Raw genomic sequence first — 24,002 nt, forward strand, 5'->3', positions numbered from 1 at the left:
AGGCAGGACATCGTGCGGACTGTCGCCGGCGAGAGTGTTTCGCCGGCACATCGTTTCGCGAAAGGACAGCTTGAAAATGACACGGTCTGCCATCCGGCACATTGTCGCGATGATCGGAGCGGGCGGCGCCGTCGCCGGGGCCGCTGTGGTGGGGGCCGGTGTCGCCGCCGCCGCGGAAGTGCCTGCCTACGGCAACGTCCGCTACGTGTTCTGCTCCGACGTGCAGGCAGGCAACGAGATCACCTACTACGACTCGCTGGGTAAGCGCGACGAGGTGGTGACGCTGACCGAATCCATGGAGGGCGACCGGTGGTGCCGCACCGTCGACGTGCGGTTCCCCAAGGAAACCTACGTCTGGTCGGCGATCTCGCACCCCGAAGCCCACTACGCCTACGCCGCGGTCTACGTGAACGGCAAGCTGGTGGCCCGCGACGAGGACCGCTCGAGCTTCGGCTACGCGTCGGCGCAGGCCATGTGATCGGGAGTCCCTGAGTGCGTGCACCGGTTCCGCGCGGAGCCGGTGCACTACCCGGGTTCACCCTGCCGGGCGGGATGTGTCCCGGTGCCGACGGGGATCTCCGGGATCAGGTGGCAGATCAGGAGTTTGAGCGAGAACAGCGGGATGAACCACACCAGCGCCGCCGGGACCGGGAAGACGATCAGATTGATCGAGAACACGGCCATGAAGGCGGCCATGGCGACGGGTCGGCGCAGGTAGGCCGGGACGGATTCGATCAGCAGCGCGGACCCCATCAGCAGCACGGTATTGCCGAGGAACCACCTCGGATCGCCGAGCAGCCACAGGCCGACGACGGCGAGATGCAGGGTGTGGACCGCGACGAAGGTCAACCGGCCCCGCGACGACCGGCTGCGGTGGTACCAGCGTTTGGCGGAGTTGGTGGCATTGGTGAGCACGCCCCCGACGAGGTCGAGGACGATGACCACGAGCACCACGCGTTCGGCGAGGCTCCACCCGTCGAGCTCCGGCCAGCAGTAGACCAGGAGCAGCAGGACGCAGACGGCGCCGCCAAGGTATTCGACCGCCGACTCCGCCCGGGTCTTGCCGGGGCCCATGAACTGTTCGATGCGCCCGGCCCAGCCGGGGGACGTCGGGGGAATCGTCCAATCGGGGTGCAGATCAGTGCGCATGGCGGGGCTCCCACAAGCCGGCGAGCAGGTCGAAGATCTGGTCGGGATCGGCGCCGCCCGCCAGGGCCCAGTGGTCGCCGACGCGCAGCACCGCGGCCGTGGCCGCGGTGAGGAGGTCGCGGTCGATGTCGGTGCGGACGATGCCGAGGTCGATCCCATTGGCGAGCACCTCGGTCAGCCAGGTGTTGTCCTCGTCGGCCGGGACCCGGGCCAGCGCGGCGTCGGCGAGCGCGCGGTCGAGCGGATTGTCCTCGAGGAACTGCGTCAGTCCAGCCGAATCCCGGCGTAGACCGGTCCAGAACTCGGACGCGGTGGTGACCGGTTTCCATGTTCCCAGCTGGTGTCGCAGGCGGTCCACGACGTCGGACAGGACCAGTCCGAGCAGGTCGTCCTTGCCGTCGAAGTACTGGTAGGCAGAGGTTTTCGAGATGCCCGCCGTCGCGATGATCGCGTTGTACGACGCGGCGTCCGGGCCATGACCGGCGAACTCGGCCTTCGCGACCTCGATGATGGCGCGCTGCCGGTCGGGTGGGAGGCGATGAAAACGGGGGAGCGGCATGTACCAATGGTACGCACTACTGGTGTGTACCACTAGTGCATGTTTCGCATCGGGCTACCCGTTCGAGGTCGTGACCCCCTACCATGTCGACGACCTGGCGAAGCGGAGGACGGACAATGACGGCCACCGCGACGGTTGTCGGCGGCACGTGGCGAGAACTGCTCGGACCCCGCCACCTCGCGGTGGCCACGGTGCTGGCCGGGGGCGTGGGACTGTACGCCACCAACGAATTCCTGACGATCAGCCTGCTGCCGAGCGCGGTCGCCGAGATCGGCGGCCACCGGCTCTACGCCTGGGTGACCACCGTGTACCTGATCGCATCCGTCGCGGCCGCCACCACCGTGAGCGCGACGCTGGCCCGGCTCGGGGCGCGCCGGTCGTATCTGCTCGGGCTGACCGCCTTCGGTCTGGCCGGCGCGCTGTGCGCACTGGCGCCGACGATGGAGGTCCTGCTGGCGGGCCGGACGCTCCAGGGCGCGGCGGGCGGACTGCTCGCCGGTCTGGGCTACTCGGTGATCAATTCCGCTCTCCCGCAGCCACTGTGGACGAAAGCGTCGGCGCTCGTCTCGGCCATGTGGGGAACCGGCACGGTGCTGGGGCCCGCGGCGGGCGGCCTGTTCGCGCAATACGGTTCGTGGCGTTGGGCTTTCGGTGCCCTGTTGATCGCGACCGGAATCATCGCGGCGCTGGTCCCGCTCGCGCTGCCTGCCCGGCCGGGTGGGGTCCGGCGAAGCCGGGATCGGATTCCGGTCCGGTCGCTGCTCCTGCTCGCCGTGGCGGCATCGGCGGTCAGCGTCGCGGCGATCGCGGACCGGCCCGGCGCGACGACAGCACTGCTCGCCCTCGCCGCGGGCGCGGTCGGGGCATTCCTCGTCGTCGACCGCCGGGCGGCCTCGGCTGTCCTGCCGCCCAGTGCGTTTCGGCCCGGTCCACTGAAGTGGATCTACCTGACCCTCGGCATTCTCATGGCCACCACCATGGTCGACATGTACGTGCCCTACTTCGGGCAGCGGCTCGCGCACCTTCCGCCGGTGGCGGCGGGTTTCCTCGGTGTCGCCCTGGCCATCGGGTGGACGACGAGCGAGATCATCAGCGCCTCGGTGACGCGTCGACGGGTGATCGCGGGCGCGGTCAGGGCGGCACCACTGGTCATGGCGGTCGGCCTGCTGGCGGCGGCGTCGAGCCAGGTCGTCGACGCCGCGGCGGGAACCGTCGCCCTCTGGACCACCGCGCTGCTGCTCACCGGTGTCGGCATCGGCATGGCCTGGCCACACCTGACCGCATCGGCGATGGGCAGCGTCGCGGACCCCGCCGAAGGAGCCCGCGCCGCCGCGGCGATCAACACGGTTCAGCTGGTCTGCGGGGCCTTCGGCGCGGGCCTGGCGGGCATTGTCGTCAACGCGACCGACACGGGCGGCGCCGCACCCGCACGATGGCTGTTCGCGACGTTCGCTGTTGTCGCAGTCTTAGGACTCGGGGCGTCCGCGCGCAGCGTTCGCCCGGTCCCGTCGCGCTGATCGGTTGGGGGACAACGGTATTCGGCGATGGCCGGAAGGGTCTGGCCGATCAGGCCGCCGCGATCTCGGCGGTGCCGTTGAGCCGGGCATAGCGTCCCGCGTCGTCGAGCAGCGTCGTGTGGTCGCCGAGTTCGACGACGCGGCCGTGGTGCAGGACGGCGATCTGGTCGGCGTCGCGGATGGTGCTGAGCCGGTGCGCGATGGTGATGACCGTGCGGCCCCGGGCGACCACGTCGATGGCGGCCTGCACCGCTCGCTCGGTCTCGTTGTCGAGGGCGCTGGTTGCCTCGTCGAGTACCAGGATGCGCGGGTCGCGCAGGAGCGTGCGGGCCAGGGCGATGCGCTGTTTCTCGCCGCCGGAGAACCGGTGACCGCGCGACCCGACCACGGTGTCGTAGCCCTGGGGGAGCGAGACGATCAGGTCGTGGATCTGGGCGGCGCGGGCCGCGCGCTCGATCTCGGCGTCGGTGGCGGCGGGCTCGGCGTAGCGCAGGTTTTCGCGGACGGTGGTGTGCAGCAGGTAGGACTCCTGCGAGACGACACCGACGATGCGGGCGAGGGTGCCCAGTTCCAGGTCGCGGATGTCGATGCCGTCGATGGTCACCCGGCCGCCGGTGGCGTCGTGCAGGCGGGCGACGAGCGAGGCGAGGGTGGTCTTGCCGGAGCCGGTCTCGCCGACGAGGGCGAGCGTCGACCCGGGGGGAACGACGAGCGAGACGCCGTCGAGAACGTCGGGGCCCGCGGCGTCGTAGCGGAAGCTGACGTCGTCGAACCGGACCTCGCCCACGACATCGCGCGGGTCGATGTCGACCGGCCGGGTGGGCTCCTCGATCTCCACGGGGAGATCGAGGTAGCCGAAGATCCGGCTGAACAACGCCATCGAACTGGTGACCTCGACGCCCACATTGAGCAGGCTCATCAGCGGCCGGAAGAGCGCGGCCTGCAAGGTGGTGAAGGCGACCAGGGTGCCGATCGTCATGCCGCCACTGGTCGCGGGGAATCCGGCGGCGAGGTAGAGCACGGCGGGAATCGCAGCGAAGACGATGTTCATCGTGGCCATCCGCCACCGGCCTGCCAGCTGGGAGCGCACCTCGAGATCGACCAGGTCGTGCGAGGTCTGCTCGAAGTGCGCGGAGGCCACCGGACCGGTGCCGAGCGTCTTGCCCAGCAGCACACCGCTCACCGAGAGTCCCTCCTCGACCTGACCGTGCAGGTCGGCGAGGTGGCGTTGGCGCCGGGCGGTGATGTCGCGGCGGAGCAGGGCCACCCGCCGGGTCAGTCAGATCGCCGGTGGCAGCACCACCAGCGACAGCAGCGACAGCCGCCACGACAGCACCGCCATCGCGATCGACGTGCCGACCACGGTGGTGACATTGCTCGCGATAGCGGTCGCGGTGCTGGTGACCACGGACTGCATCCCGCCGACATCGTTGATCAGCCGGGACTGGACCTCGCCGCCGCGGGTGCGGGTGAAGAACGCCAGCGACTGCCGCTGCAGGTGGCGGAACACATCGGTGCGCAGGGCATGCATGACCTGCTGTCCGACGGTGGTGGAGATGAGCGTCTGGCCGACGCCGAGCACGGCGGTGAGCACGGTGACGGCGAGCATGCCGCCCACCGCCCAGAGCAGCAGCGCGATGTCCTGGTGCGGCAGCGCGTCGTCGATCACCGCGCGCAGCAGGAACGGCGAGGCGAGGCTGATCGTCGACGCCGCCACGATCAGGCCGGTCAGCAGGGTGAGCCGAAGCCGGTACGGCGCGAAGAGCGCGGCGATCCGGCGCGGCGAAACGGGGGATTCGCGCAGTTGGGCGCGGTCGGTGGGGTCGGGGCGACGGGTGCGGCCGCCGCGGGACATGTCTTGGTCTTGCACAGGCAACCCCCTCGGGTTGTGCGGTTATGCTGAGGTTCCCTCACTATCTGGCAGTGTAAACACTTCGAGAGGCCGGTTTTATGCCCGACAACGAGAGCGAGCTCCTGATGCAGGTGGCCAGGACGCTGCGCCGACGCTGGGCCGCGGCGTACGCGCCGATCGGGCTGACCCCGCATCAGGCCCGCGCGCTGCGCGTGGCGGGCGAGCACGACGGTCTCCGGTTGTCGGCCGTCGCCGAGGCGTTGCGGATCAGCCCGCGCTCGGCCACGGAGGTCGTCGACGTGCTCGAGCGGGCCGACTTGGTCACCCGCAGGCCGGACCCGACCGACCGCCGGGCGACGCTCGTGGCGGTGACCGCGCTGGGCGCCCGGACGCTCGACACCCTGTCCGATGCCCGGACGAAAGAGGCCGACGACTTCTTCGCCCGGCTCACCGAGGACGAGCGCACCGCGCTGCGGGGCATCCTGGGCAAGCTCGTCCAGGAGGACACGGCCCCGGCGTCACGATCGAACGCGGTCGGCCCTCAGTAGTCGAGGGCGTGTTCGGGCTGGCAGACGTGCAGGGGTGACGGCAAGTACCGGACGATGGCGTCCAGCAGCGGGCCGACATCACTCCACGGGGCCGCGTCGCACAGGACGGGCGCGGCGTCGCCGATATGGGTGAGATCGCGGACGCGGTCGTACAGCAGCCCGGGAGCGACCACCCCCGCGCCGAGTTCGCTGTCCTGCTCCCGCACCGCGCGGACGAGACGGCGATACCACTGTTCGGCGATGTGCCAATGGCCGCCGTAGAATTCGGCGGCCATCGGTTCGAGCGCCCACATCGGGACCAGATCGACGACGCCTTCGAACGCCGTGCCGATGCCGTGCGGGATCTGCACCGTCAACGGCACCGCCCCGTGTGTCCCGGCGATGGTGCGGACGCAGCGGTCGAAGTCCGCGGCCGGATGATCGAGTCCGGTCACCAGGCACAGCCGGGCGACCTGGTGGTCGTCGGCGACTCGCAGCAATGTCTCGAGCCGGGGCGCGCGCCGCGCCGCCGCGGTCATCACCGCGATCACCCCGTCGGCCATCCGGACGGCGCGCTCCAGTGTCGCGATGGGCGCGTGGCTCGACAGCGGGGTGAGGCGGATCGTGTGCTCGACGCGGTCGGTCGTCCACCGGACCGTGGCCACCGTGCCGGACCCGCATTCGGCGACGCGGCCGGTCAGCCGATGGACGACCCGTTTCGTCTCCTCGGGGTCCCCGATGATGGTGACGTTGCGGATCGTCTGCGGTTCAATGCCTTCGGTGCCCATCGCGTCGCGGTACTCCCATCCGGTCTCACCGTACCTCCGCGCGGACGCCGGTGAAGCGGATTTCCGCCCCAAAGTAGAACGTGTTCCTATACCGTCGGGCTCGTGCAGAAAGAACAACGCCCTGCCGTGGCCGACTGGTTCACCGCGGACGACGGCACCGTGCGTCTGCGGGGGAGTCGCTGTACCGCCTGCGGCACACCGTATTTCCCGCGCAACGCACTGGCCTGCCGGAACCCGCAGTGCACGGGTCCCCGCAACGGCTCCGAGCTGGAGGATTACCTGTTCTCCACCCGGGGCCGGATCTGGTCGTACGCGGACGCCCGCTACAAACCGCCACCGCCCTATGTCTCGCCCGATCCGTTCGAGCCGTATGTCGTCGCGGCCGTGGAGCTCGAGGTCGAGCAGATGGTGATTCTCGGGCAGGTGGTCCGTGGCCTGACGGTGGACGACCTGGCGGTCGGCATGCCGGTCGAGCTGACCCTCGGCGTGCTGTACGAGGACGAGGAAGCGGAGCACACGGTGTGGATGTGGAGGCCGGTCGATGACCGAGACCAGTGATCGCGATATCGCAGTCCTCGGTGCGGGCATGCACCAGTGGGGCAAGTGGGGCCGCAATTTCGTCGAATACGGGCTGGTGGCGGCCCGCGCCGCGCTGGCCGACGCCGGCGTGGACCACCGCGACGTCGGCTACATCGCCGGCGCCGACACGATCCGCAACGGCTACCCCGGCTTCGTCTCCGGCGCGACCTTCGCCCAGGCGCTCGGCTGGACCGGAGCCCGGATCTCGAGCAGCTACGCCGCCTGCGCCTCCGGTGCCCAGGCCATCGCCAACGCGCGGGCCCAGATCCTGGCCGGGCTGTGCGATGTCGCGCTGGTGGTCGGCGCCGACACCACGCCGAAGGGGTTCTTCCAGCCGGTCGGCGGCGAGCGCCGCGACGATCCGGACTGGTTGCGTTTCCACCTGCTCGGCGCGACGAACCCCATCTATTTCGCGCTCTACGCCCGGCGGCGGATGGCGTTGCACGGCGCCACGCTCGACGATTTCGCCGCGGTCAAGGTCAAGAACGCCCGGCACGGCTTGAACAACCCGTACGCCCGCTATCGCAAGGAGGTGTCGGCCGAGGAGGTCGCCGCCTCGGCGATCGTCTCGGACCCGTTGCGGCTGCTCGACATCTGCGCCACCAGTGACGGCGGTGCCGCGCTGGTGCTGACTTCGATGGACTACGCGCGCCGCCACGGCGTCACCGACCCGGTCCGGATCAGCGCGCTGTCGACGGTCACGCCGACGTTCCCGAAGACGGTGCTCGATCTGCCCGATTTCGCGACGGACTCCGCCGTGGCCGTCGAGGTCCCGCCGCGCGAGTTCCGTTCCGCTGTCGCGTACGCGGCCTACGAGGAGGCCGGGCTCGGCCCGGACGACCTGTCCCTCGCCGAGGTCTACGACCTGTCCACCGCGCTGGAGCTGGACTGGTACGAGGACATCGGGCTCTGCGAGAAGGGCGGCGCGGAGAACCTGTTGCGCAGTGGCGCGACGACGCTGGGTGGCCGGGTGCCGGTGAACCCCAGTGGTGGGCTGGCCTGCTTCGGTGAGGCGATTCCCGCGCAGGCGATCGCTCAGGTCTGCGAGCTGACCTGGCAGTTGCGCGGCCAGGCCGAGGGCCGCCAGGTCGAGGACGCGCGCGCGGGCATCGCGGTGAATCAGGGCCTGTTCGGCCACGGTTCGGCGATCATCGCCACGCGCTGACCGGTCTTCCGGTCGACGGCACGGCTCCGGCACCGATCGCGATGATCGGTGCCGGAGCGCGGGCTCAGCCGAGGAAGGTGTTGATCGTCTTCTGCTCGGTGTAGGCATCGATCGCCGCGGCGCCCAGCTCGCGGCCCCAGCCGGACTGCTTGTAGCCGCCGAAGGGCAGCGCGGCGTCGAAGGCGTTGTGCGCGTTGATCCAGACCGTGCCCGCCTTGATCTGGCGGGCGGTGCGATGCGCCTTGGACACATCGGTGGTCCACACCGAGGCGGCCAGTCCGTACGGGGTGTCGTTGGCCGCCGCGGCCACGCCCTCCTCGGCGTTGAACGGGGTCGCCACCACGACCGGGCCGAAGATCTCCTCGCGGTACACGCTGAACGAGGCGTCGACATCGACGAACACCGTCGGTTCGACGAAATAGCCGCTCTCGCCGTGGCGGCGCCCGCCGGTCAGCGCCCTGGCCCCGGCGCGTACTCCGGCGTCGAGATAGCCGAGGACCCGGTCGAGCTGGGTCTGTGAGACCAGCGGGCCGACGTCGGTGGCCGGGTCGAGGCCCGAGCCGATCCGGCTCGCCGCGGCGGCCTCGGCGACGCCCTGGGTGAATTCGTCGAAGATCTTGTCCTCCACCAGGAGCCGGGTGCCGCTGGTGCAGGTCTGGCCCTGGTTGAACAGGAACCCCGACGCGGTGCCCGGAATCGCCAGATCCAGATCGGCGTCGGCGAAGACGACCTGCGGGCTCTTGCCGCCGAGCTCGAGGCTGACCTTCTTCAGATTGCCCTTGGCGGCGTCGACGATGAGCTTGCCCACCTCCGTGGAACCGGTGAAGGCGATCTTGTCGACATCGTCGTGGGCGGCCAGCGCCGCACCGGCGTCGCCGTAGCCGGTGACGACATTGAGCACGCCGTCGGGCAGACCGACCTCGGCGAGGATCTCGGCCAGCCGCAGGGCGGTGAGCGGGGTGTCCTCGGCGGGCTTGAGGACGACGGTGTTGCCGGTCGCCAGGGCGACGGGAATCTTGAACGCGGCCATCAGCAGCGGGAAGTTCCACGGGACGATCGCCCCGCACACGCCGATCGGTTCGCGCAGGGTGTACGCGTGCCACTGGGTACCGGGCGCCCAGGGCACCGAGATCGGGATGGTGCGGCCTTCGATCTTGGTGGCCCAGCCCGCGTAGTACTCGAAGAGCTCGGCGACCCAGGTGATGTCGACCGCCTGGGCGACCCCGGCGGACTTGCCGTTGTCCAGCGATTCCAGCTGGGCCAGCTCCTCGGCATGGGCATAGATCGCCTCACCGGCGCGGAACAGCAGCCGCTGGCGCTGGGCCGGTGTCCACAGCGACCACTCGCCCTCGAACGCGGCCCGCGCCGCGCGCACGGCGCGGTCGACATCGACGGCCTCGGCATGGGCGACCTCGGTCAGCACCTGTCCGGTGGCCGGGTCCCTGGTCTGGAAGGTGCGGCCCGAGGCCGCGTCGACCCACTGGCCCCCGATGAACAACTGCTTCGGGCGCGACAGCCAGTCGCGGACCTGCGGCAGCACCGGGGTGAGGGTGGTGGGTTCGAGTACTTCGGTCATGTCTTGCCTCCCTGTCAGGAGTGGTCGTGCACGAGCACGCCACGGATGTTCTGGCCGTTGAGCAGGTCGTCGTAGCCCTGGTTGACCTGGTCGAGGGTGTAGGTGCGGGTGATGAGCTCGTCGAGTTTCAGGTCGCCGCTCTGGTAGAGACCGAGGATCTTGGGGATGTCGACGGTCGGGTTGCAGTCGCCGAAGAGGCTGCCGCGCAATTCCTTCCGGAACAGCGTCATGATCGATCCGGGGAGCTGGATGTTGATCTCGTCGAGCTTGTTGAGCCCGGTCAGCACGACCTTGCCGCCCTTGCCGACGGCGTCGAAGCCGGCCCGCACGATCTCGGCGGTCAGCAGGTCCGGGATCAGGATCGCGGCGTCTGCGCCTTGGCCGCGGGTCAGGTCGTTGATCGTGGCGAGGGCGTCACCGGCGTCGGCGAAGGCGTGTGTGGCGCCGAGTTCGAGGGCCCGTTCGCGCTTGTTGTGCAGCGGATCGACCGCCACGACGTAGCGCGCGCCGGCGAAGCGGGCGCCCTGCACCGCGTTGATCCCGAGCCCGCCGATGCCGAAGACGACCACCACATCACCGGGTTTCACCTCGGCCGTGTTGACCGCCGAGCCCCACCCGCTGGGCACGCCGCAGCCGACCAGCACCGCCTTGTCCAGCGGCAGGTTCTCGTCGACCGTGACGCAGGAGTTCTGGTGGATCACCCCGTACTGGCTGAACGTGCCGAGCATGCACATCGCACCGTACTCACCGGCCGGTCCCCTCAGCGGGAAGCGACCGCCGGGCAGATAGCCCTCCAGGATCGTGGCGCCCATGTCGCAGATTGACTGCTGACCGTTGGAGCAGTAGCGACAGGTGCCGCAGTTCGGAATGAACGAGCACACCACGTGATCGCCGGGCTTGACCCGGGTCACGCCCGGCCCGACCTCTTCGATGATGCCCGCGCCCTCGTGCCCGAGCACCATCGGCAGCCGCGCTTCGAGGTCACCGTGCGCGATATGGACATCGGAATGGCACAGCCCGCCATAGAGATACCGGATGAGTACCTCTCCCTCGCGTGGCTTGTCGAGTTCGAGCTCTTCGATCTCGATCGGCTTGCCGGGTTGGTAGACGACCGCGGCCTTGGTTTTCATGGCGGGTTCTCCTGATCCTCGTCGATGCGCCCCGTCCGGAGTGACGGGAACCACATTCGCAACGGGGGGATCCCGCGACTGTTCAGAAATTGGACAATCGTGACCCCGGTCACGATTGCTACGGTGGACGCATGCACCCCGAGGTGAAGCGGGAACCGATCGCGGCGTCCTGGCATCGAGCGACGATGGCGGGTCTGGAGCCGGGCTCGGTGCTGGACACGATCAGCTATGTCGACATCGACGACGCCAGTCCGCTGATGGCCGCGGCCGCGGTCGTGCTCGACGACCTCGAGCATCGGCTCGACGGCACCGACTTCACCACGATCGTCGTCGACCGGGAGGGCCGCATCGCGCACCAGTGGTGCGGTAGCCGCGGCGCCCGCCAGGTCTTCGACGATCTCGGTGTCGATGTCGGCGCGTCGCTGCTGGAAGAGGTGGTCGGCACCACCGCACCGGGCGTCGCCCTGGAAACCCGCACCAGCATCGCCGTCAACGGCGACGAGCATTTCGCCGTTCCGCTGCGCCACATGAGCTGCTACGGGCACCCCATCTTCCACCCCACCACGCGCCGGATCGAGGGCGTGCTCGACCTGTCCACGGTCGCCCCGGAAGCCAGCCCGCTGCTGCTGCCCCTGGTCGCCCGCGCGGTCGCCGACATCGAGCAGCGGCTGCTCGACGGTTCCCGCGTCTCGGACAAGGAACTGCTCGCCGCGTTCCAGGCCGCGGGCACGCGCCGCCGCGCGGTGCTGGCGATCGGGCGTGACCTGCTCATGTCCAACCAGGCCGCCGCCGATCTGCTCGGCGCCACCGACGTCGCGCTGCTGCGCATGATGGCCCCGGATGTGCGCCGCGGTTCCGTCTTCGATCTGACGCTGGAGTCCGGGCTGGCGGTGCGGGTCGAAGCGACCCGCGTCGGCGGACCGGCCGGGGGCACCCTGCTCAATGTCGAACCGCGGGAACGGGCGAGCGTCGCCTACTCTCGCCGAGCGCTCGACCCCGGCGATCCGCTGCTGGTCGCGGGCCCGCCGGGTTCCGGGCGCTCGCGCGCCGCGCGCGAACACGCCACCGAACAACCGGTCACCATCCTGACCGCCGCCAATGCCCTGCTCGACGGCAGCGACGTCTTCGCCCGCGACTTCGCCGCGCTGGTCCGCACCCGGCAGGGCACGGTCTGCATCGACGGCCTCGACCTGCTGCCCGACGATCTGATCGACCTCGTGGCCACCCATGTCGCCGACCGGCAGGTACCGCGCGTCGTGCTGGTAACCGGAGCGGTGGACACGCTCACCGGCCGCGCCGCCGCGCTGGCCGCGGAATGCACCGACCGCGTCGAACTCGGCCCGCTGCGCAACCGGCGCGGCGAGATCCCGGCGCTGGTCGCGGCGATGCTGCGCGAAGCGGGCGCGGACAGCTCGCTGTACTTCACGCCCGGCGCGCTCTCGGCGCTGTCGGCCCACCACTGGCCCGGCAATCTGCGCGAACTCCGCGCGGTCGTCACCGAGGTCGTCCGGCACCGGCGCACCGGCGCGGTCGTCCTCGCCGACCTCCCCGAGGCCTATCGCACCCAGCAGCCGCTGCGGCCGCTGATGCCGATCGACCGCGCCGAGCGCGACGTCATCGTCGAGGCGCTGCGCAAGTTCGACGGCAACAAGGTCAAAACGGCTCAGGCCCTGGGTATTTCCCGCACCACGCTCTATGCGAAGATGCGCGCCCTGCGGATCACCGTCTACTGACCACTACGTCACCACGAAGTCGGCCATCATCGCCATGTCCTCGTGTTCGAGGTTGTGGCAGTGCAGCATGAACGGGCCGGGGTAGTCGGTGAAACGGACCGCCACCTCGACGGCTTCGGCGGGGCGGACGTCGACGGTGTCCTTCCATCCCGCGTCGAAGGGCCCGGGCGGGCGATTGTTCCGGGAGACGACCTGGAACGGATCGAGGTGCACATGAACCGGGTGGTGGAAATCGGTGATGAAGCGCCAGATCTCGACGGTGCCCAGACGTGGGTTCGCCAGCGCACGACCGGGTTCGTAGGGCGCGCCGTTGATCGACCAGCCGCCCGGGCCCAGCTGGAACAGGAACGTGCGTTCGGCGACGGCGGTGGCGGGATCCAGGCGCTCCACGGGCGCGAGCCGATCGGGGACAGCGGTGTCGTCGCGTCGCGGCGGACCCGTGACGTCGAAACGCAGGACCTCGGCGGCCGGTCCGGCGCCGAGGGCGTTGCGTAGCCGGACCGAGGTGCCGGGCGGGTAGGCGGCGAAATCGATGATCACGTCGAATCGTTCGGCCGGGGAGATGTCGATGTGGTCGTGCCGGAGCGGCCGGTCCAGCAGGCCACCGTCGCTGCCGATCTGCACGAAACCACCTCCCGGACGGGAGGATTCGAGGGTCAGTCGGTAGCGGCGGGCGTTGGAGGCATTGAGCAACCGGAACCGGTAGCGCACCGGCGACACCTCGAGCCGGGGCCACGGCGCGCCGTTGACCAGCACCACGTCGCCGAGGACCCCGTTCATGTATCGATCGGTGACTCCGGGCGTGCGCAGCTCCGGATCGACCAGCGGATAGGAGAACGAGCCGTCGGCGGCGAAGGATCGGTCGCTGATGAGCAGGGGGATGTCCCGGTCGCCGCGGGGGAGCGGCAGCGCGTCCTCGACCTCGTCGCCGATCAGGTGGAACCCGGCCAGCCCGCGCCAGACCGCCGGGCCGGTGAAGCTGTGCCGGTGGTCGTGGTACCAGAGCGACGCGGCACGTTGACGATTCGGATACCGGTAGGTGCGTTCGCCGTGGACGAGCGCGCCGGTCGTCGTGGCGACACCGTGACCGTTGTTCGGCGGGGGCGCGGTGCTCGTGCCGACCGGCAGGACCAGATCCATCGGGTAGCCGTCGCTGTCGGCGGGGGTGTGCCCGCCGTGCAGGTGCACCACCGTCGGATGGGGAAGTTCGTTGCGATGGCGCACCGAGGTCGCCCGGCCGGACCTCGCCCGGATGGTCGGCCCGGGAAAGCTGCCGTGGTAGGTCCACGCCTCGGTGCGCAGCCCCGGCAGGATGTCGAGATGCGCTGTGCGCTGGGTGATCTCGTAGTAGTCGGTGGACAGATCGGACCGGACGGGCGTCAGCTCCGGTGGCATCGGCAGCCGCGCCTGGAACGGTCGCGGCAGCGGCGCGGCGCTGGGCAGCAGCCGACCCGGCTCACCGGGTCGCACGATGCTCGGTACCGCCGCCCAGCCCGCGCCGCCGAGCGCGACGGCCGCTCCCACACCGGCTCCGGCGCGCAGGAATCCGCGTCTGCCGATGCTCATCGCCGCCACCGCCACGCCCAGCTCACCAGCAGCGCCGTGCCGATGGCCAACCCGACCGCGAGCGGAATATGCACCGCCAGCACACGTTCCTCGCCGAGCGGGATCAGCGCCGCCGCGATGGACAACTGGAGCACCGCGGTCCGCGCGGGCCACGCGGGCCCGCCGCCCTTGCGCCACAGCAGAATCGCGCAGCCGAGCTGACCGAGAAACACCAGCGCCACGATGCCGCCGTTGCGGCTGTGCATCGCCAATGCCTCGAAGTGCCCAGCGAGGAAACCGCCCGCCAAGGCGGCCTGCGCGAACACCAGGACCGCCGCCGTCGTCACCGTCGCCCGGAACAGCGGCAGCGGCCACCGGGCGACGACCGCCGCGGTCATCGGCGGACCTGGCGCACGCCGCGTCGCCACACCTCGGCGATCGCGGATGTGGCGGTGATATCGGTGGTCCGATCGCCTTCCACGAGAACAAGATCCGCGCGCAGGCCCGATGCGACACGTCCTCGATCGGACAGCCCGAAGCGATCGGCGGTCCTGCTGGTCGCGGCCGTGAGCACGTCCAGCGGACTCAGCCCCGCTGCGGTCAGCAGCTCCAGCTCCCGATGCAGGCCACTGCCGTGGGCGGGCACGTACGGGGTCGCGTCGGTGCCCGCGAGCAGAGGCGCGCCGGCCCGATGCAGCGCCCGGGTCACCCGCATCGCGTCGTCGAACGAGCCGGGCACCGCGCAGTCGGCGGTGCGCTCGCGCTGCCCGGTGATGGCTTCGAAGTACACCAGGGTGCTCACCACGAACACGTCCTGCGCGGCGATCCGGTCGGCCAGGTCATCGGTGCCGCCGGTGACATCGGTCCACACGTGGGCGAGCCCGTCGACACCTGCCTCGAGCGCGATCAGCACTTCGGACTCGGTGATCGCGTGCGCGATGACCTGCAATCCGGCGTCATGGGCGTGGGCGGTCAGTGCTCGCGCGGTCTGCTCGGACAGCACCGGCAGGCTCGTGCTGTGCACGCTGCCGTCGTCGATGACGATCTTGAGGTAGTCGGCGCCCTCCGCCAGCCTGGCCCGCACGAAATCGGCCGCCTGCTCGGGGCCGGCGATGGTGTCGAACGGTGCGAGGCCGAGCGCGGCGATCTCCGGTGCGGCCAGCAGCTGACTCGGATGGCCGCCCGGCGCCGTGGCCAGGGTGCCCGCGCTGCGGAGATCGGCGACATCGTCACGTCGCCGTGCGGCCGCCCGCTGCGCGGTCAGCACGTCGGGGAGACAGAACATGTCGAGCTCGGTGGTGACACCGAACGCGAGCGCTCGGGCCAGGTCGCCGTCGAAGACGTGGGTGTGGGCATCGATGAGACCCGGCAACAGGGTGCGGCCGGACCCGTCGATCTCCACCTCGGCGGACGCGTCGTCGGTGGCGACGATCCGGTCGTCGTCGAGCAGCACCGTCGTTCGATCGATGCGCCGCTCGCCGTCGAAGACACGGACATTGCTGATGCGGGTTCGCATGGGAGCTCCTGGTCGGGGATGGTGGAAGAGATTTCGCCGACGAGGAGTGCGCGTTGCGGGCAGAACGTGACGCCGATGGGGTGATCCTGTGGGGTGGATCACAGATTCCGGCGCGCTTGTCACACTCGGCGGTGCCGCGCACCTCTTCGTAGAACGACCATCCCGCCGGACCGGAGGACCGCCATGACCGATGCCGTCGATACCGCCACCGAGACCTTCCTCGGCTACCGCGAACTGCTGTTCTCGGTGGTCTACAACATGCTCGGCAGCGTCGCCGACACCGAGGACGTCCTGCAGGAGGCGTGGCTGGCGTGGCAGGCCCGCGTTCGCGGTGGCGAGCCGATCGACAATGTCCGCGCCTATCTCACCCGGATCGCGGTGAACCAGGCGCTGGCCCGGCGGTCCGCGCTGGCCCGGCGCCGCGAAGACTATGTGGGGCAATGGCTTCCGGAGCCGCTGCTCGACGCCGACACCGCCGTGGGCGACGGCGCGGCGAGCGTGGTGCGCGCCGAATCGTCGTCGATGGCGATGCTGGTGGTCCTGGAGTCGCTGACGCCGCTCGAGCGGGCGGTGTTCGTGCTCAACGAGGTCTTCGCCTATCCGCACACCGAGATCGCCGACATGGTCGACCGCTCACCCGCCGCCGTCCGCCAGATCGCCCATCGCGCCCGGGTCCACGTCCAGGCGCGCAGGCCACGCACCCAGGTGGACCCGCGGATCCGCCGGGAGGTGACCGAGCGTTTCGTCGACGCCGCGATGGGCGGTGACCTCGAGAAACTCCTGGCGGTCCTGGCCCCGGAGGTCACCCTCTGGACCGACGGCGGCGGCAGCGGACCCGCCACCTCCTTGCAGCCGGTCCACGGGCGAACCGCCGTCGCCGAGGTGTTCCTCGCCGTCGCCGCCGGTGGCCTCGACGGCTACCGGGTGGGCTGGCGCACGGTCAGCGGTGATCCGTGCGCGGTGATCTTCGACGGTGCCGCGCCGCTCGCGGTCGTCGTCCTCGACGTCGCCCCCGACGACACCGTCCTCGGGATCTACTCGGTCACCAACCCCGCCAAGCTGACCCGGGTGCACGATCCGAATCCGGCGCACTGATCGCCGGGCCGAGCCCGCTCATCCCGTAGTCGGGAGTCGTCGATAACGCCGGTGTGCTGGATGGCGATCTTGAACCGCTGTTCGTCTCGCACCGAAGGAGATTCGTGACTCAGCCTCCGATACCACCGCAGTATCCGTCCGCGCCCTACCCGGCCTATCCACCGCAGCCGCCGCGCCGCACCAACACGACCCTGTGGGTGGTGCTCGCGGTGCTGGGGGTCCTGCTCCTGGTCTGTGGCGGGTGCGCCACCTCGGTGTTGCTCGCCGCGGGCGACGTCTCCGACGTCGGCCGGTCGACGGTGAGCACTCCGCCCGCAGGCGGACCCGCCGAGCCGCCACCGGCGTCGGGCGCACCCCGCTCCAGCGCGCCGCGCACGGCGCCCTCGACACCGAACGCGTTGAGCAACAGCAAGATCCCGGAGAAGCAGGACGAGTTCATCGCGACCCTGGATCGTGAAGGGATCTACTACTCGTCCCGCCAGGCCGCGCTCGACATGGGGGTGGCGATCTGCGAGGAACGGGCCGCGGGCGCGACCGATGTCGAGATGGCCACCGCGCTCACCGAGAAGGGGTATTCCAGCCGGGACGCCGCCTATCTCGTCGTCGCGGCGCAGATGCAGTTCTGTCCCGAATACGCCTGACGCGGCCGTGCCGGTCCCCGGGGGAGGTGACCGGCACGCGCCGTCAGGCGATCTCGCCGATATCGCCGATGACGCTGCGCAACTGGGCGCGCCCGTCGGTGAGGTTGTAGGTCACACAGGCGATGGCCAGCGCGCCGGCCTCGACGCGCTCGGAGATCGTCGACGACCGCTGCATGAGCAGGCGCGCGGTCTCCTCGACGTGGCGGGCTTCCAGCTCGTCGACGTTGGTCAGGCCCTCCCGGCGCCCGAGCAGGATCGACGGCGTGACACGCTCGACGACGCTGCGGATGAACCCACCGGGCACCGTCCCGTTGTCGAGGGCGTCGATGGTGGCGGCGACCGCGCCGCAGGAGTCGTGGCCGAGGACGACGATCAGCGGCACCTGCAGCACGCCGACGCCGTACTCGATCGAACCGAGCACCGAGCTGTCCACCACGTGACCGGCGGTGCGCACGACGAACATGTCCCCGAGCCCGCGGTCGAAGATGATCTCGGCGGCGACCCGGGAGTCACCACATCCGAACAGGATCGCCGAGGGCTGCTGGCCACCGGCCAGCTTGGCGCGATCGGCGGCACCCTGGCTGGGATGCTGCAGGGTATCGGTGACGAAACGGTCGTTTCCATCACGCAGGGACTTCCACGCGGCTACAGGATTCGAATGGGGCATAACACCCATACTGCACGAATCGCGGCCCGCGGGGGGATGAGCCCCCGCCCACCTCGGCGCCCGCCGCGAGTCCGGATCCGGATTCCGACCCGAGCCATCCGGCCGGGTGGGCTGGCCGAACTCCGTTGCATCCACTCCAGCGCGGCAGCTCGCCGCCCTCCCGGAAGCGACGGAAACCACCATGCGATCCCTGCGCAGCACACTCCTGGCGGCAGCACTCCTCGGCTCGGTGCTGGGCGCCGCCGCCTGTTCCGACGACGATTCGACCACCTCGTCGGCGACCTCGTCCGCACCGATGACCACCACCTCCGCCGCGACCGGCGCCGACGCGTCGGGCCTGGTCGGCCCCGGCTGCGCCGAGTACGCCGCCCAGGTCCCCACCGGCCCTGGCTCGGTGAGCGGCATGGCCCAGGACCCGGTGGCCGTCGCCGCGTCCAACAACCCGATGCTCACCACCCTCGTCGCGGCGGTGTCGGGGAAGCTCAACCCGCAGGTCAACCTGGTCGACACCCTCAACGGCGGCCAGTTCACCGTCTTCGCGCCCGTCGACTCCGCGTTCGCGAAGGTCGATCCGGCCACCGTCGAAGCGCTGAAGACCGATTCGGCCACGCTCACCCAGATCCTGACCTACCACGTGGTGCCGGGTCAGCTGTCGCCGTCGCAGGTCACGGGCACCCACAAGACCGTCGAGGGCGCCGACGTCACGGTGACCGGTTCCGGTGACAACCTGCAGGTCGACGGCGCGTCCGTGATCTGCGGCGGCGTGCGCACGGCGAACGCGACGGTCTACCTGATCGACAGCGTGCTCCTGCCACCCGCGGCGTGAGGTCGACGATGGTCACGCCGCCGAGGGCCGTAGAGTCACGAGAGAAAGTCTTCGGTGGCGCCCATCCGTACCGCGGGGCTGGCCGAAGTCCCTCTCATGCTGACGCACGCAGGGACCACACGATGACGAACCGTCCGGGCTCCTCGCCGATCCGGCTGCGCGTGGTCGCCGATCCGGCGCCCGCCTGCCCGGCGCCGACCCGGACCGACCACGCGGTGCAAGCGCGCCTGGTGACGCTGCTCGGCGAGATCGCGTCCGGGGACCGGACGGCCTTCGCCGAGTTCTATCGGGCCACCAGCCCGCGGGTGTTCGGGCTCGCGCTGCGGGTGGTGCGCAACCACGGCGCCGCCGAGGACATCGCGCAGGAGGTGTTCCTGCAGGCCTGGTCGCTGGCGGGCGAGTACGACGCGGGCAAGGCCAGCCCGATCGGCTGGTTGATGATGCTGACACACCGCCGCGCGGTCGACCGGGTCCGCGCCGAACAGTCCGCGACCAGCCGTGACCTGGTGTTCGGGCACACCCACCTCGGCCGTGACCACGACATCGTGGCCGAGGAGGTGACCCAGCGGCTCGACGAGCAGTCGGTCCAGGACTGTCTCGCGACGATGACCGACCTGCAGCGTGAGGCGGTGGCGCTGGCCTACTACAGCGGGCGCACCTACGCCGAGGTCTCCGAGACCCTGGACGTGCCGTTGCCGACGGTGAAGAGCCGGATCAGGGACGGCTTGAAACGACTCGAAAACTGTTTGACCGGAGGGAATTCCCGATGAGCGAGACAGATCGGCGGACCCCTCGGCCGTGGCTCGACGACCCCTATCCCTACGCCCTCGACGCGCTCGATCCCCGCCAGCGGCGCGCCGTCGACGACGAACTCGCCGCGGCGGATCCCGAGCGCGCGGCGGCGTTCCTCGACGCCGTGCACCGCATCCGGGAGACCATGGCCGCGTTGACCGTGTCCGACTCGGTGCCGCCGCCCGCCCGGCTGGAATCCGCGCTGCTGCGGGCACTGGACCAGCTCGATCCGCAGGTGCGTCCGCTCGCCCGGCGGGACCCGCTCGGCAATCGCCGGCGGTGGCGCCGGCTGGCCGTCGCCGCGGCCGCGGTCGTGGCGGTCGGTGTCGGCGCCGGGGTGGCGGTCGTGCTCGACCGCGCGAACGTCGGCACCGGCGCGATCACCGCGCAGCAGGTTCTCGACGAGCCCGACAGCCGGGAGTCGTCGGTCGCGATCACCGGCGGCGGCGAGATGACGGTGCATCAATCCACGGCACTGGGCGCCGCGGCGGTGTCGTTCCACGACATGCCCGCACTGCCCGCCGACCGCGCCTACCAGCTGTGGCGGGTGCCCGCGGGCGGCGCGCCCCGCTCGGTAGCGGTCATGGACGGGCCCGCCGCCGTGGTGACCGCCGTCGACACCGCCGACACCCTCGCGGTGACGGTCGAACCCGCCGGTGGATCGGCGGGTCCGACCACCCCGGCGATCGTCAGCATGACCGTCGGCTGACCCGCACACGGCGGGCCACGCCGGCACTCGACCCCTCAGGAGTGACAGCATGGTCCGCCGTTTCGCGCTCTCCCCACGGCCACCGGGGCGCATCGTCGCCGCGTCGGCGGCGACGGCCGCCGCCGCGATGGTGATCGGGGTCGGGCATCTCGTCGCGGTGTTCGTCGATCCGGCCGCCTCCCCGTTCTTCGTCCTCGGGGACACCGTCGTCGACCACACACCAAAGTGGTTGAAAGACAGCGCTATCCGCTGGTTCGGCACGAACGACAAACTGGCGCTGGCGATCACGATGGTCGTGGTGATGGCGGCCGCCGCCGCGCTGATCGGGCTGCTCGCCCGTCGCAGCCCGGTGGCCGGTGCCGCGGTCCTGGGGGCGCTGGGGGTGGCTGTCGCCGTGCTCGCGGTGCGCAGGCCGGGCGCGGGCCCGGACTTCGCGCTGCCCGCGCTGGCGGGAACCGGCGCGGGAATCGCCGCGCTCTGCGTGCTGTTCGTCGTTCCGGCCGCTCGGCGGCCCGGGGACGGGCTCACCCGGCGGGGCTTCCTGCTGGCCGTCGCCGGGGTGACCGCCGGGGCGATCGCGGCGGGTGCCGCCGGTCGGGTCGTCGGTGCCCGGCTGCGCGATATCGGTGCCGACCGCGCGGCTTTCGTGCCACCGCGCGTCGCCGATCCGGCACCGCCGGTCCTGCCCGAGATGGACCTTCCGGTGCCCGGTCTGACCCGGTTCGTCACGCCGACCGCGGAGTTCTATCGCATCGATACGGCGTTGCAGCTGCCGTCACTGACCCGCGCGCAGTGGCGGCTGCGCGTCCACGGGATGGTGGACCGGGAGATCGTGCTGGACTTCGACACCCTGAGCGCTCGCCGCGCCGTCGAGTCCCTGATCACGCTGACCTGTGTGTCGAACGAAGTCGGCGGCACGCTCGCCGGTACCGCCACCTGGACGGGCTATCGCCTCGCCGACCTCCTGGCGGAGGCGGGGCCCGCGCCCGGCGCCGACATGATCCTGTCGCGCAGCGTGGACGGTTTCACCGCCGGAACCCCGCTGGCCGCGGTCCTCGGCAACCCGGACGCCCTGCTGGCGGTGGCCATGAACGGCGCGGCGCTGCCCGTCGCGCACGGCTATCCGGTGCGGATGATCGTGCCCGGTCTCTACGGTTACGTCTCGGCCACCAAATGGGTCGTCGACCTGGAACTCACCCGGTTCGACCTGGCTCGCGCGTATTGGACCGAGCGCGGCTGGTCGGAACGCGCTCCCATCAAGACCGCGTCGCGGATCGATGTCCCCGCCGCGTTCGCGACTCTCGCCGCCGGGCCGGTGACGGTGGCCGGAGTCGCCTGGGCGCAGGGACGCGGGATCACCGCCGTCGACGTGCAGGTGGACGACGGGCCGTGGCAGCCCGCCACCCTCGCCACGGCCTACTCCCTCGACACCTGGCGCCAGTGGACCTGGACATGGGCGGCCACGCCGGGAACCCACACGCTGCGGGTCCGCGCCGTCGACGGCGCCGGCGTCGTCCAGACCGAGGCCCGCACCACCCCGTTCCCCGACGGCGCCACCGGCAGGCACACCCGGGTGGTGACCGTGCGCTGAGCACGCGAGTCCACGATCTCCACCCATCTCCCGACGGGCGCGGCGCGAACTCCCTCCGCACCGCGGGCACAAACGGTCCGAGGTACGTCGTCGGACCACGGACCCATCAGGAGGAACTGTGAACAGTGAGCTGGGCGAAGTAGTCGTAGCAAGCACCGTCCGCGACGGCGACAACGAGATCGGCGTGGAGATCGCCGATCCGCGGCAGGACACCATGACGCAGGACTGGCACTGCACCTATCGCGTCGCGGGCACGCGCACCCATCGCGTCCGGGGCCCGGACCGGTTGGCGGCCGTCTACGCGGCGCTGATCGATATCCCCGGTGCGACAGCCCGATTCGGCTCCACCGACCTCGTGGCCGACCCGCATCGGCGGCGTGACCCCGTGGCAGGCCGCCCGCGCGGCACCTCAGGGGCGACCGCCCGCGAGTTCGGTCCGCCGCTGGGGGCGCGTGCCGTCGACACCGCCACCGGACCGGTGGTGATCGTGCTCGGTCGCCCCCGCCGGGACCCGTCCAGCCCGCACACCTGCCTGTGCCCGTTCCGCATCGACGATCGCACCGAGGTCTTCGGACAGGGATTCGACGACCTGCACGCCGTGCTGGCGGCGATCCGTGGGGCGAGCGCCATCCTGGGCATTCCGCGTGACTGGCCCGCGGGCGCGCAGGCCCGGACGACCCGGAGCGGATGAAGCGCGGCAGCGGGCTGCGGGATCACCCCGTCTCCTGTTCCCAGAGCCGTCGGGTCGGGGGCATGGCGGCCTCGCCCCTCGCTTCCGGGACGACGCCGAGGACCTGGTGGATGCCGAGTCCGCCGTCCTCGAAGCCCAGCGCGGAGGCGGCCATATAGAGCCGCCAGACGCGTGCTCGTCCCTCGCCGACGAGGGAAACCGCCTGCTCCCAATCATTTTCGAGATTCGCGACCCACTGGCGCAGGGTGCGCGCGTAATGCTCGCGCAAGGACTCGACGTCGCGAACCTCGAATCCGGCGCGCTCCATGGCCAGGACGACCTCGCCCACGTCGAGGAGTTCGCCGTCCGGGAAGACATAGCGCCCGATGAAGGAGCGGTTCCGCATGGTGGAGCCGCCCGGCGAGGAGATGGCGTGGTTGAGCAGCCGCCCGCGCGGGTGCAGCAGGGCGCGCAGGGTGTCGAAATACTCGGCGGCGCGCCGGGAGCCGACGTGTTCGAACATGCCGATCGAGGAGATGGCATCGAATTCCTCGCCGCGCAGGTCCCGGTAGTCGGCGAGCCGGATCTCGACACTGCCGGACAGCCCCGCCTCGGCGACTCGGCTGCGAGCGAGGTCGACCTGAGCGCCGCTGATCGTGACGCCGACGACCCGCGCCCCGTAGGTGGCGGCCGCGTGCATCGCCATCGATCCCCACCCGCATCCCACGTCGAGCAGGCGCATCCCCGGCTGCTCGGCCAATCCCAGCTTCCGGCAGACCAGGTCGTGTTTGGCGCGCTGGGCCTGCGCCAGCGAGCCGTCCTCGCCCGGGACGAACCGCGCGCAGGAGTAGGTCATGCTCGGGCCGAGCACCAGCCGGTAGAAGTCGTTGCCGACGTCGTAGTGATGGCTGATCGCCGCCGCGTCGCGCCGTCTGGTGTGCAACGCGCCGCGCCGCGGCCGCGCTTCCTCCGGCGGCGGGGGCGGGCGGCGGCCGAGCGCGCCGAGCCGTCGCGTCGCGCCGATCGCCTGCCAGGCCGCGCCGACGCCGAGGCGGGCGTCGTTCGGTGCGGTGGACTGGAGGGCGCGCAACATCGTGAAGATGTCGCCGTCGAGATCCACTGTGCCGGAGACGAAAGCGCGCGCCAGGCCGAGTTCGCCGGGCGCCCAGATCAGGTGCCGCAGCGCCGCCGCGGAGCGCACGCGCAGGGTGCCGGGGCTCACGCCGTCGGGCTGGATCGTGCTGCCGTCCCAGAATGCGAGTCCCACCGCGGGGCGTGGCCCCAGGGTGGCGTGCAGCAGGGGTTCGAACGCGGCGGCGACCGTGGTCTGGTTACCCATGCGACCACTATGGCCCGCGCCGCGCCGCGGGGACGG

23 protein-coding genes and 1 pseudogene are annotated in these 24,002 nt (G+C 70.8%); 13 read left to right on the plus strand and 11 right to left on the minus strand.

Translation table 11 applies throughout. The features are described from left to right. Positions 1-76 precede the first annotated feature (76 nt). Entirely contained in the window at positions 77-478 is a 402-nt protein-coding gene (locus tag AB0H54_RS27020; protein WP_355279641.1) for a hypothetical protein, read from the plus strand. Positions 479-525: 47 nt separating this feature from the next. On the opposite strand, the gene AB0H54_RS27025 is transcribed toward AB0H54_RS27020, so the two are convergent. Beyond that, complete coding sequence (locus AB0H54_RS27025) at positions 526-1,149, minus strand: hypothetical protein (RefSeq protein WP_357348967.1); 624 nt, start codon at positions 1,147-1,149, stop codon at positions 526-528. Further along, positions 1,139-1,708 (minus strand): TetR/AcrR family transcriptional regulator, encoded by a 570-nt coding sequence (locus AB0H54_RS27030; RefSeq protein WP_357348969.1) that lies wholly within the window; start codon positions 1,706-1,708, stop codon positions 1,139-1,141. The genes AB0H54_RS27025 and AB0H54_RS27030 overlap by 11 nt, the downstream gene beginning before the upstream one ends. Before the next feature lie 116 nt (positions 1,709-1,824). Here AB0H54_RS27030 and AB0H54_RS27035 point away from each other — a divergent pair, with 116 nt between their 5' ends. Next, the gene (locus AB0H54_RS27035) at positions 1,825-3,225 is read left to right on the plus strand and encodes an MFS transporter (protein ID WP_357348971.1); all 1,401 of its coding nucleotides are present in this window, start codon (positions 1,825-1,827) and stop codon (positions 3,223-3,225) included. Between the two features lie 49 nt (positions 3,226-3,274). Here AB0H54_RS27035 and AB0H54_RS27040 read toward each other — a convergent pair. After that, positions 3,275-5,080: pseudogene (locus tag AB0H54_RS27040) on the minus strand (ABC transporter ATP-binding protein). Positions 5,081-5,175: 95 nt separating this feature from the next. Between AB0H54_RS27040 and AB0H54_RS27045 the strand changes: the two are divergent. Beyond that, positions 5,176-5,625, plus strand: coding sequence for a MarR family transcriptional regulator (locus AB0H54_RS27045; protein ID WP_357348973.1), 450 nt, complete (start codon positions 5,176-5,178; stop codon positions 5,623-5,625). Here the strand turns inward: AB0H54_RS27045 and AB0H54_RS27050 are convergent. Continuing rightward, positions 5,619-6,392 carry a hypothetical protein gene (locus AB0H54_RS27050; protein ID WP_357348975.1) on the minus strand — a complete coding sequence of 258 codons (774 nt, stop codon included), beginning with the start codon at positions 6,390-6,392 and terminating at the stop codon, positions 5,619-5,621. The two genes, AB0H54_RS27045 and AB0H54_RS27050, sit on opposite strands and share 7 nt — an antisense overlap. Before the next feature lie 102 nt (positions 6,393-6,494). Here AB0H54_RS27050 and AB0H54_RS27055 point away from each other — a divergent pair, with 102 nt between their 5' ends. Both AB0H54_RS27055 and AB0H54_RS27060 read left to right on the plus strand, forming a co-directional pair. Then, complete coding sequence (locus tag AB0H54_RS27055; RefSeq protein WP_355279626.1) at positions 6,495-6,950, plus strand: OB-fold domain-containing protein; 456 nt, start codon at positions 6,495-6,497, stop codon at positions 6,948-6,950. Next, positions 6,934-8,136 (plus strand): lipid-transfer protein, encoded by a 1,203-nt coding sequence (locus AB0H54_RS27060; RefSeq protein WP_357348977.1) that lies wholly within the window; start codon positions 6,934-6,936, stop codon positions 8,134-8,136. The genes AB0H54_RS27055 and AB0H54_RS27060 overlap by 17 nt, the downstream gene beginning before the upstream one ends. A gap of 64 nt (positions 8,137-8,200) precedes the next feature. Here the strand turns inward: AB0H54_RS27060 and AB0H54_RS27065 are convergent, their stop codons facing one another. Further along, positions 8,201-9,712 (minus strand): aldehyde dehydrogenase family protein, encoded by a 1,512-nt coding sequence (locus AB0H54_RS27065; RefSeq protein WP_357348979.1) that lies wholly within the window; start codon positions 9,710-9,712, stop codon positions 8,201-8,203. A gap of 14 nt (positions 9,713-9,726) precedes the next feature. Beyond that, positions 9,727-10,842 carry an NDMA-dependent alcohol dehydrogenase gene (locus AB0H54_RS27070; RefSeq protein WP_355279619.1) on the minus strand — a complete coding sequence of 372 codons (1,116 nt, stop codon included), beginning with the start codon at positions 10,840-10,842 and terminating at the stop codon, positions 9,727-9,729. A 131-nt stretch (positions 10,843-10,973) separates the two neighbouring features. Here AB0H54_RS27070 and AB0H54_RS27075 point away from each other — a divergent pair, with 131 nt between their 5' ends. Then, positions 10,974-12,575: a helix-turn-helix domain-containing protein gene (locus tag AB0H54_RS27075; protein ID WP_357348981.1), complete on the plus strand. Its 1,602-nt coding sequence runs from the start codon at positions 10,974-10,976 to the stop codon at positions 12,573-12,575. Positions 12,576-12,578: 3 nt separating this feature from the next. Here AB0H54_RS27075 and AB0H54_RS27080 read toward each other — a convergent pair whose 3' ends face one another. From AB0H54_RS27080 to AB0H54_RS27090, 3 genes are read right to left on the minus strand one after another with little or no spacing between them, the layout of a single operon-like run. Then, positions 12,579-14,141: a multicopper oxidase domain-containing protein gene (locus AB0H54_RS27080; RefSeq protein ID WP_357348983.1), complete on the minus strand. Its 1,563-nt coding sequence runs from the start codon at positions 14,139-14,141 to the stop codon at positions 12,579-12,581. After that, positions 14,138-14,518: a hypothetical protein gene (locus AB0H54_RS27085; protein WP_357348985.1), complete on the minus strand. Its 381-nt coding sequence runs from the start codon at positions 14,516-14,518 to the stop codon at positions 14,138-14,140. Before AB0H54_RS27085 ends, AB0H54_RS27080 begins: the two co-directional genes overlap by 4 nt. Beyond that, entirely contained in the window at positions 14,515-15,636 is a 1,122-nt protein-coding gene (locus tag AB0H54_RS27090) for an amidohydrolase family protein (RefSeq protein ID WP_357348987.1), read from the minus strand. The genes AB0H54_RS27085 and AB0H54_RS27090 overlap by 4 nt, the downstream gene beginning before the upstream one ends. 183 nt (positions 15,637-15,819) lie before the next feature. Between AB0H54_RS27090 and AB0H54_RS27095 the strand changes: the two genes are divergently transcribed. Next, positions 15,820-16,731, plus strand: coding sequence for a sigma-70 family RNA polymerase sigma factor (locus tag AB0H54_RS27095; protein ID WP_357348989.1), 912 nt, complete (start codon positions 15,820-15,822; stop codon positions 16,729-16,731). Positions 16,732-16,835: 104 nt separating this feature from the next. After that, a complete protein-coding gene (locus tag AB0H54_RS27100; protein WP_355279585.1) occupies positions 16,836-17,372 on the plus strand; it encodes a DUF732 domain-containing protein in 537 nt (178 codons plus the stop codon). A gap of 43 nt (positions 17,373-17,415) precedes the next feature. Here the strand turns inward: AB0H54_RS27100 and AB0H54_RS27105 are convergent, their stop codons facing one another. Further along, the gene (locus tag AB0H54_RS27105) at positions 17,416-18,039 is read right to left on the minus strand and encodes a carbonic anhydrase (protein ID WP_357348991.1); all 624 of its coding nucleotides are present in this window, start codon (positions 18,037-18,039) and stop codon (positions 17,416-17,418) included. Positions 18,040-18,220: 181 nt separating this feature from the next. Between AB0H54_RS27105 and AB0H54_RS27110 the strand changes: the two genes are divergently transcribed. The 5 genes from AB0H54_RS27110 to AB0H54_RS27130 all read left to right on the plus strand — a co-directional run bounded on the left by AB0H54_RS27110 (position 18,221) and on the right by AB0H54_RS27130 (position 22,648). Then, positions 18,221-18,865 carry a fasciclin domain-containing protein gene (locus tag AB0H54_RS27110; RefSeq protein WP_357348993.1) on the plus strand — a complete coding sequence of 215 codons (645 nt, stop codon included), beginning with the start codon at positions 18,221-18,223 and terminating at the stop codon, positions 18,863-18,865. Between the two features lie 122 nt (positions 18,866-18,987). Beyond that, entirely contained in the window at positions 18,988-19,635 is a 648-nt protein-coding gene (gene sigK / locus AB0H54_RS27115; RefSeq protein ID WP_355279578.1) for an ECF RNA polymerase sigma factor SigK, read from the plus strand. Next, positions 19,632-20,366, plus strand: a complete 735-nt coding sequence (locus AB0H54_RS27120; RefSeq protein ID WP_357348995.1) for an anti-sigma factor — start codon at positions 19,632-19,634, stop codon at positions 20,364-20,366. Before sigK ends, AB0H54_RS27120 begins: the two co-directional genes overlap by 4 nt. A gap of 49 nt (positions 20,367-20,415) precedes the next feature. Further along, positions 20,416-21,957 (plus strand): molybdopterin-dependent oxidoreductase, encoded by a 1,542-nt coding sequence (locus tag AB0H54_RS27125; RefSeq protein ID WP_357348997.1) that lies wholly within the window; start codon positions 20,416-20,418, stop codon positions 21,955-21,957. 118 nt (positions 21,958-22,075) lie between these two features. Beyond that, a complete protein-coding gene (locus tag AB0H54_RS27130) occupies positions 22,076-22,648 on the plus strand; it encodes a hypothetical protein (RefSeq protein ID WP_357348999.1) in 573 nt (190 codons plus the stop codon). A gap of 22 nt (positions 22,649-22,670) precedes the next feature. Here AB0H54_RS27130 and AB0H54_RS27135 read toward each other — a convergent pair whose 3' ends face one another. Continuing rightward, positions 22,671-23,966 (minus strand): cyclopropane-fatty-acyl-phospholipid synthase family protein, encoded by a 1,296-nt coding sequence (locus AB0H54_RS27135; RefSeq protein ID WP_357349001.1) that lies wholly within the window; start codon positions 23,964-23,966, stop codon positions 22,671-22,673. Positions 23,967-24,002 lie beyond the last annotated feature (36 nt).

Origin of the sequence: Nocardia sp. NPDC050718, assembly GCF_040654235.1 — a bacterium.
Lineage (GTDB): Bacteria > Actinomycetota > Actinomycetes > Mycobacteriales > Mycobacteriaceae > Nocardia.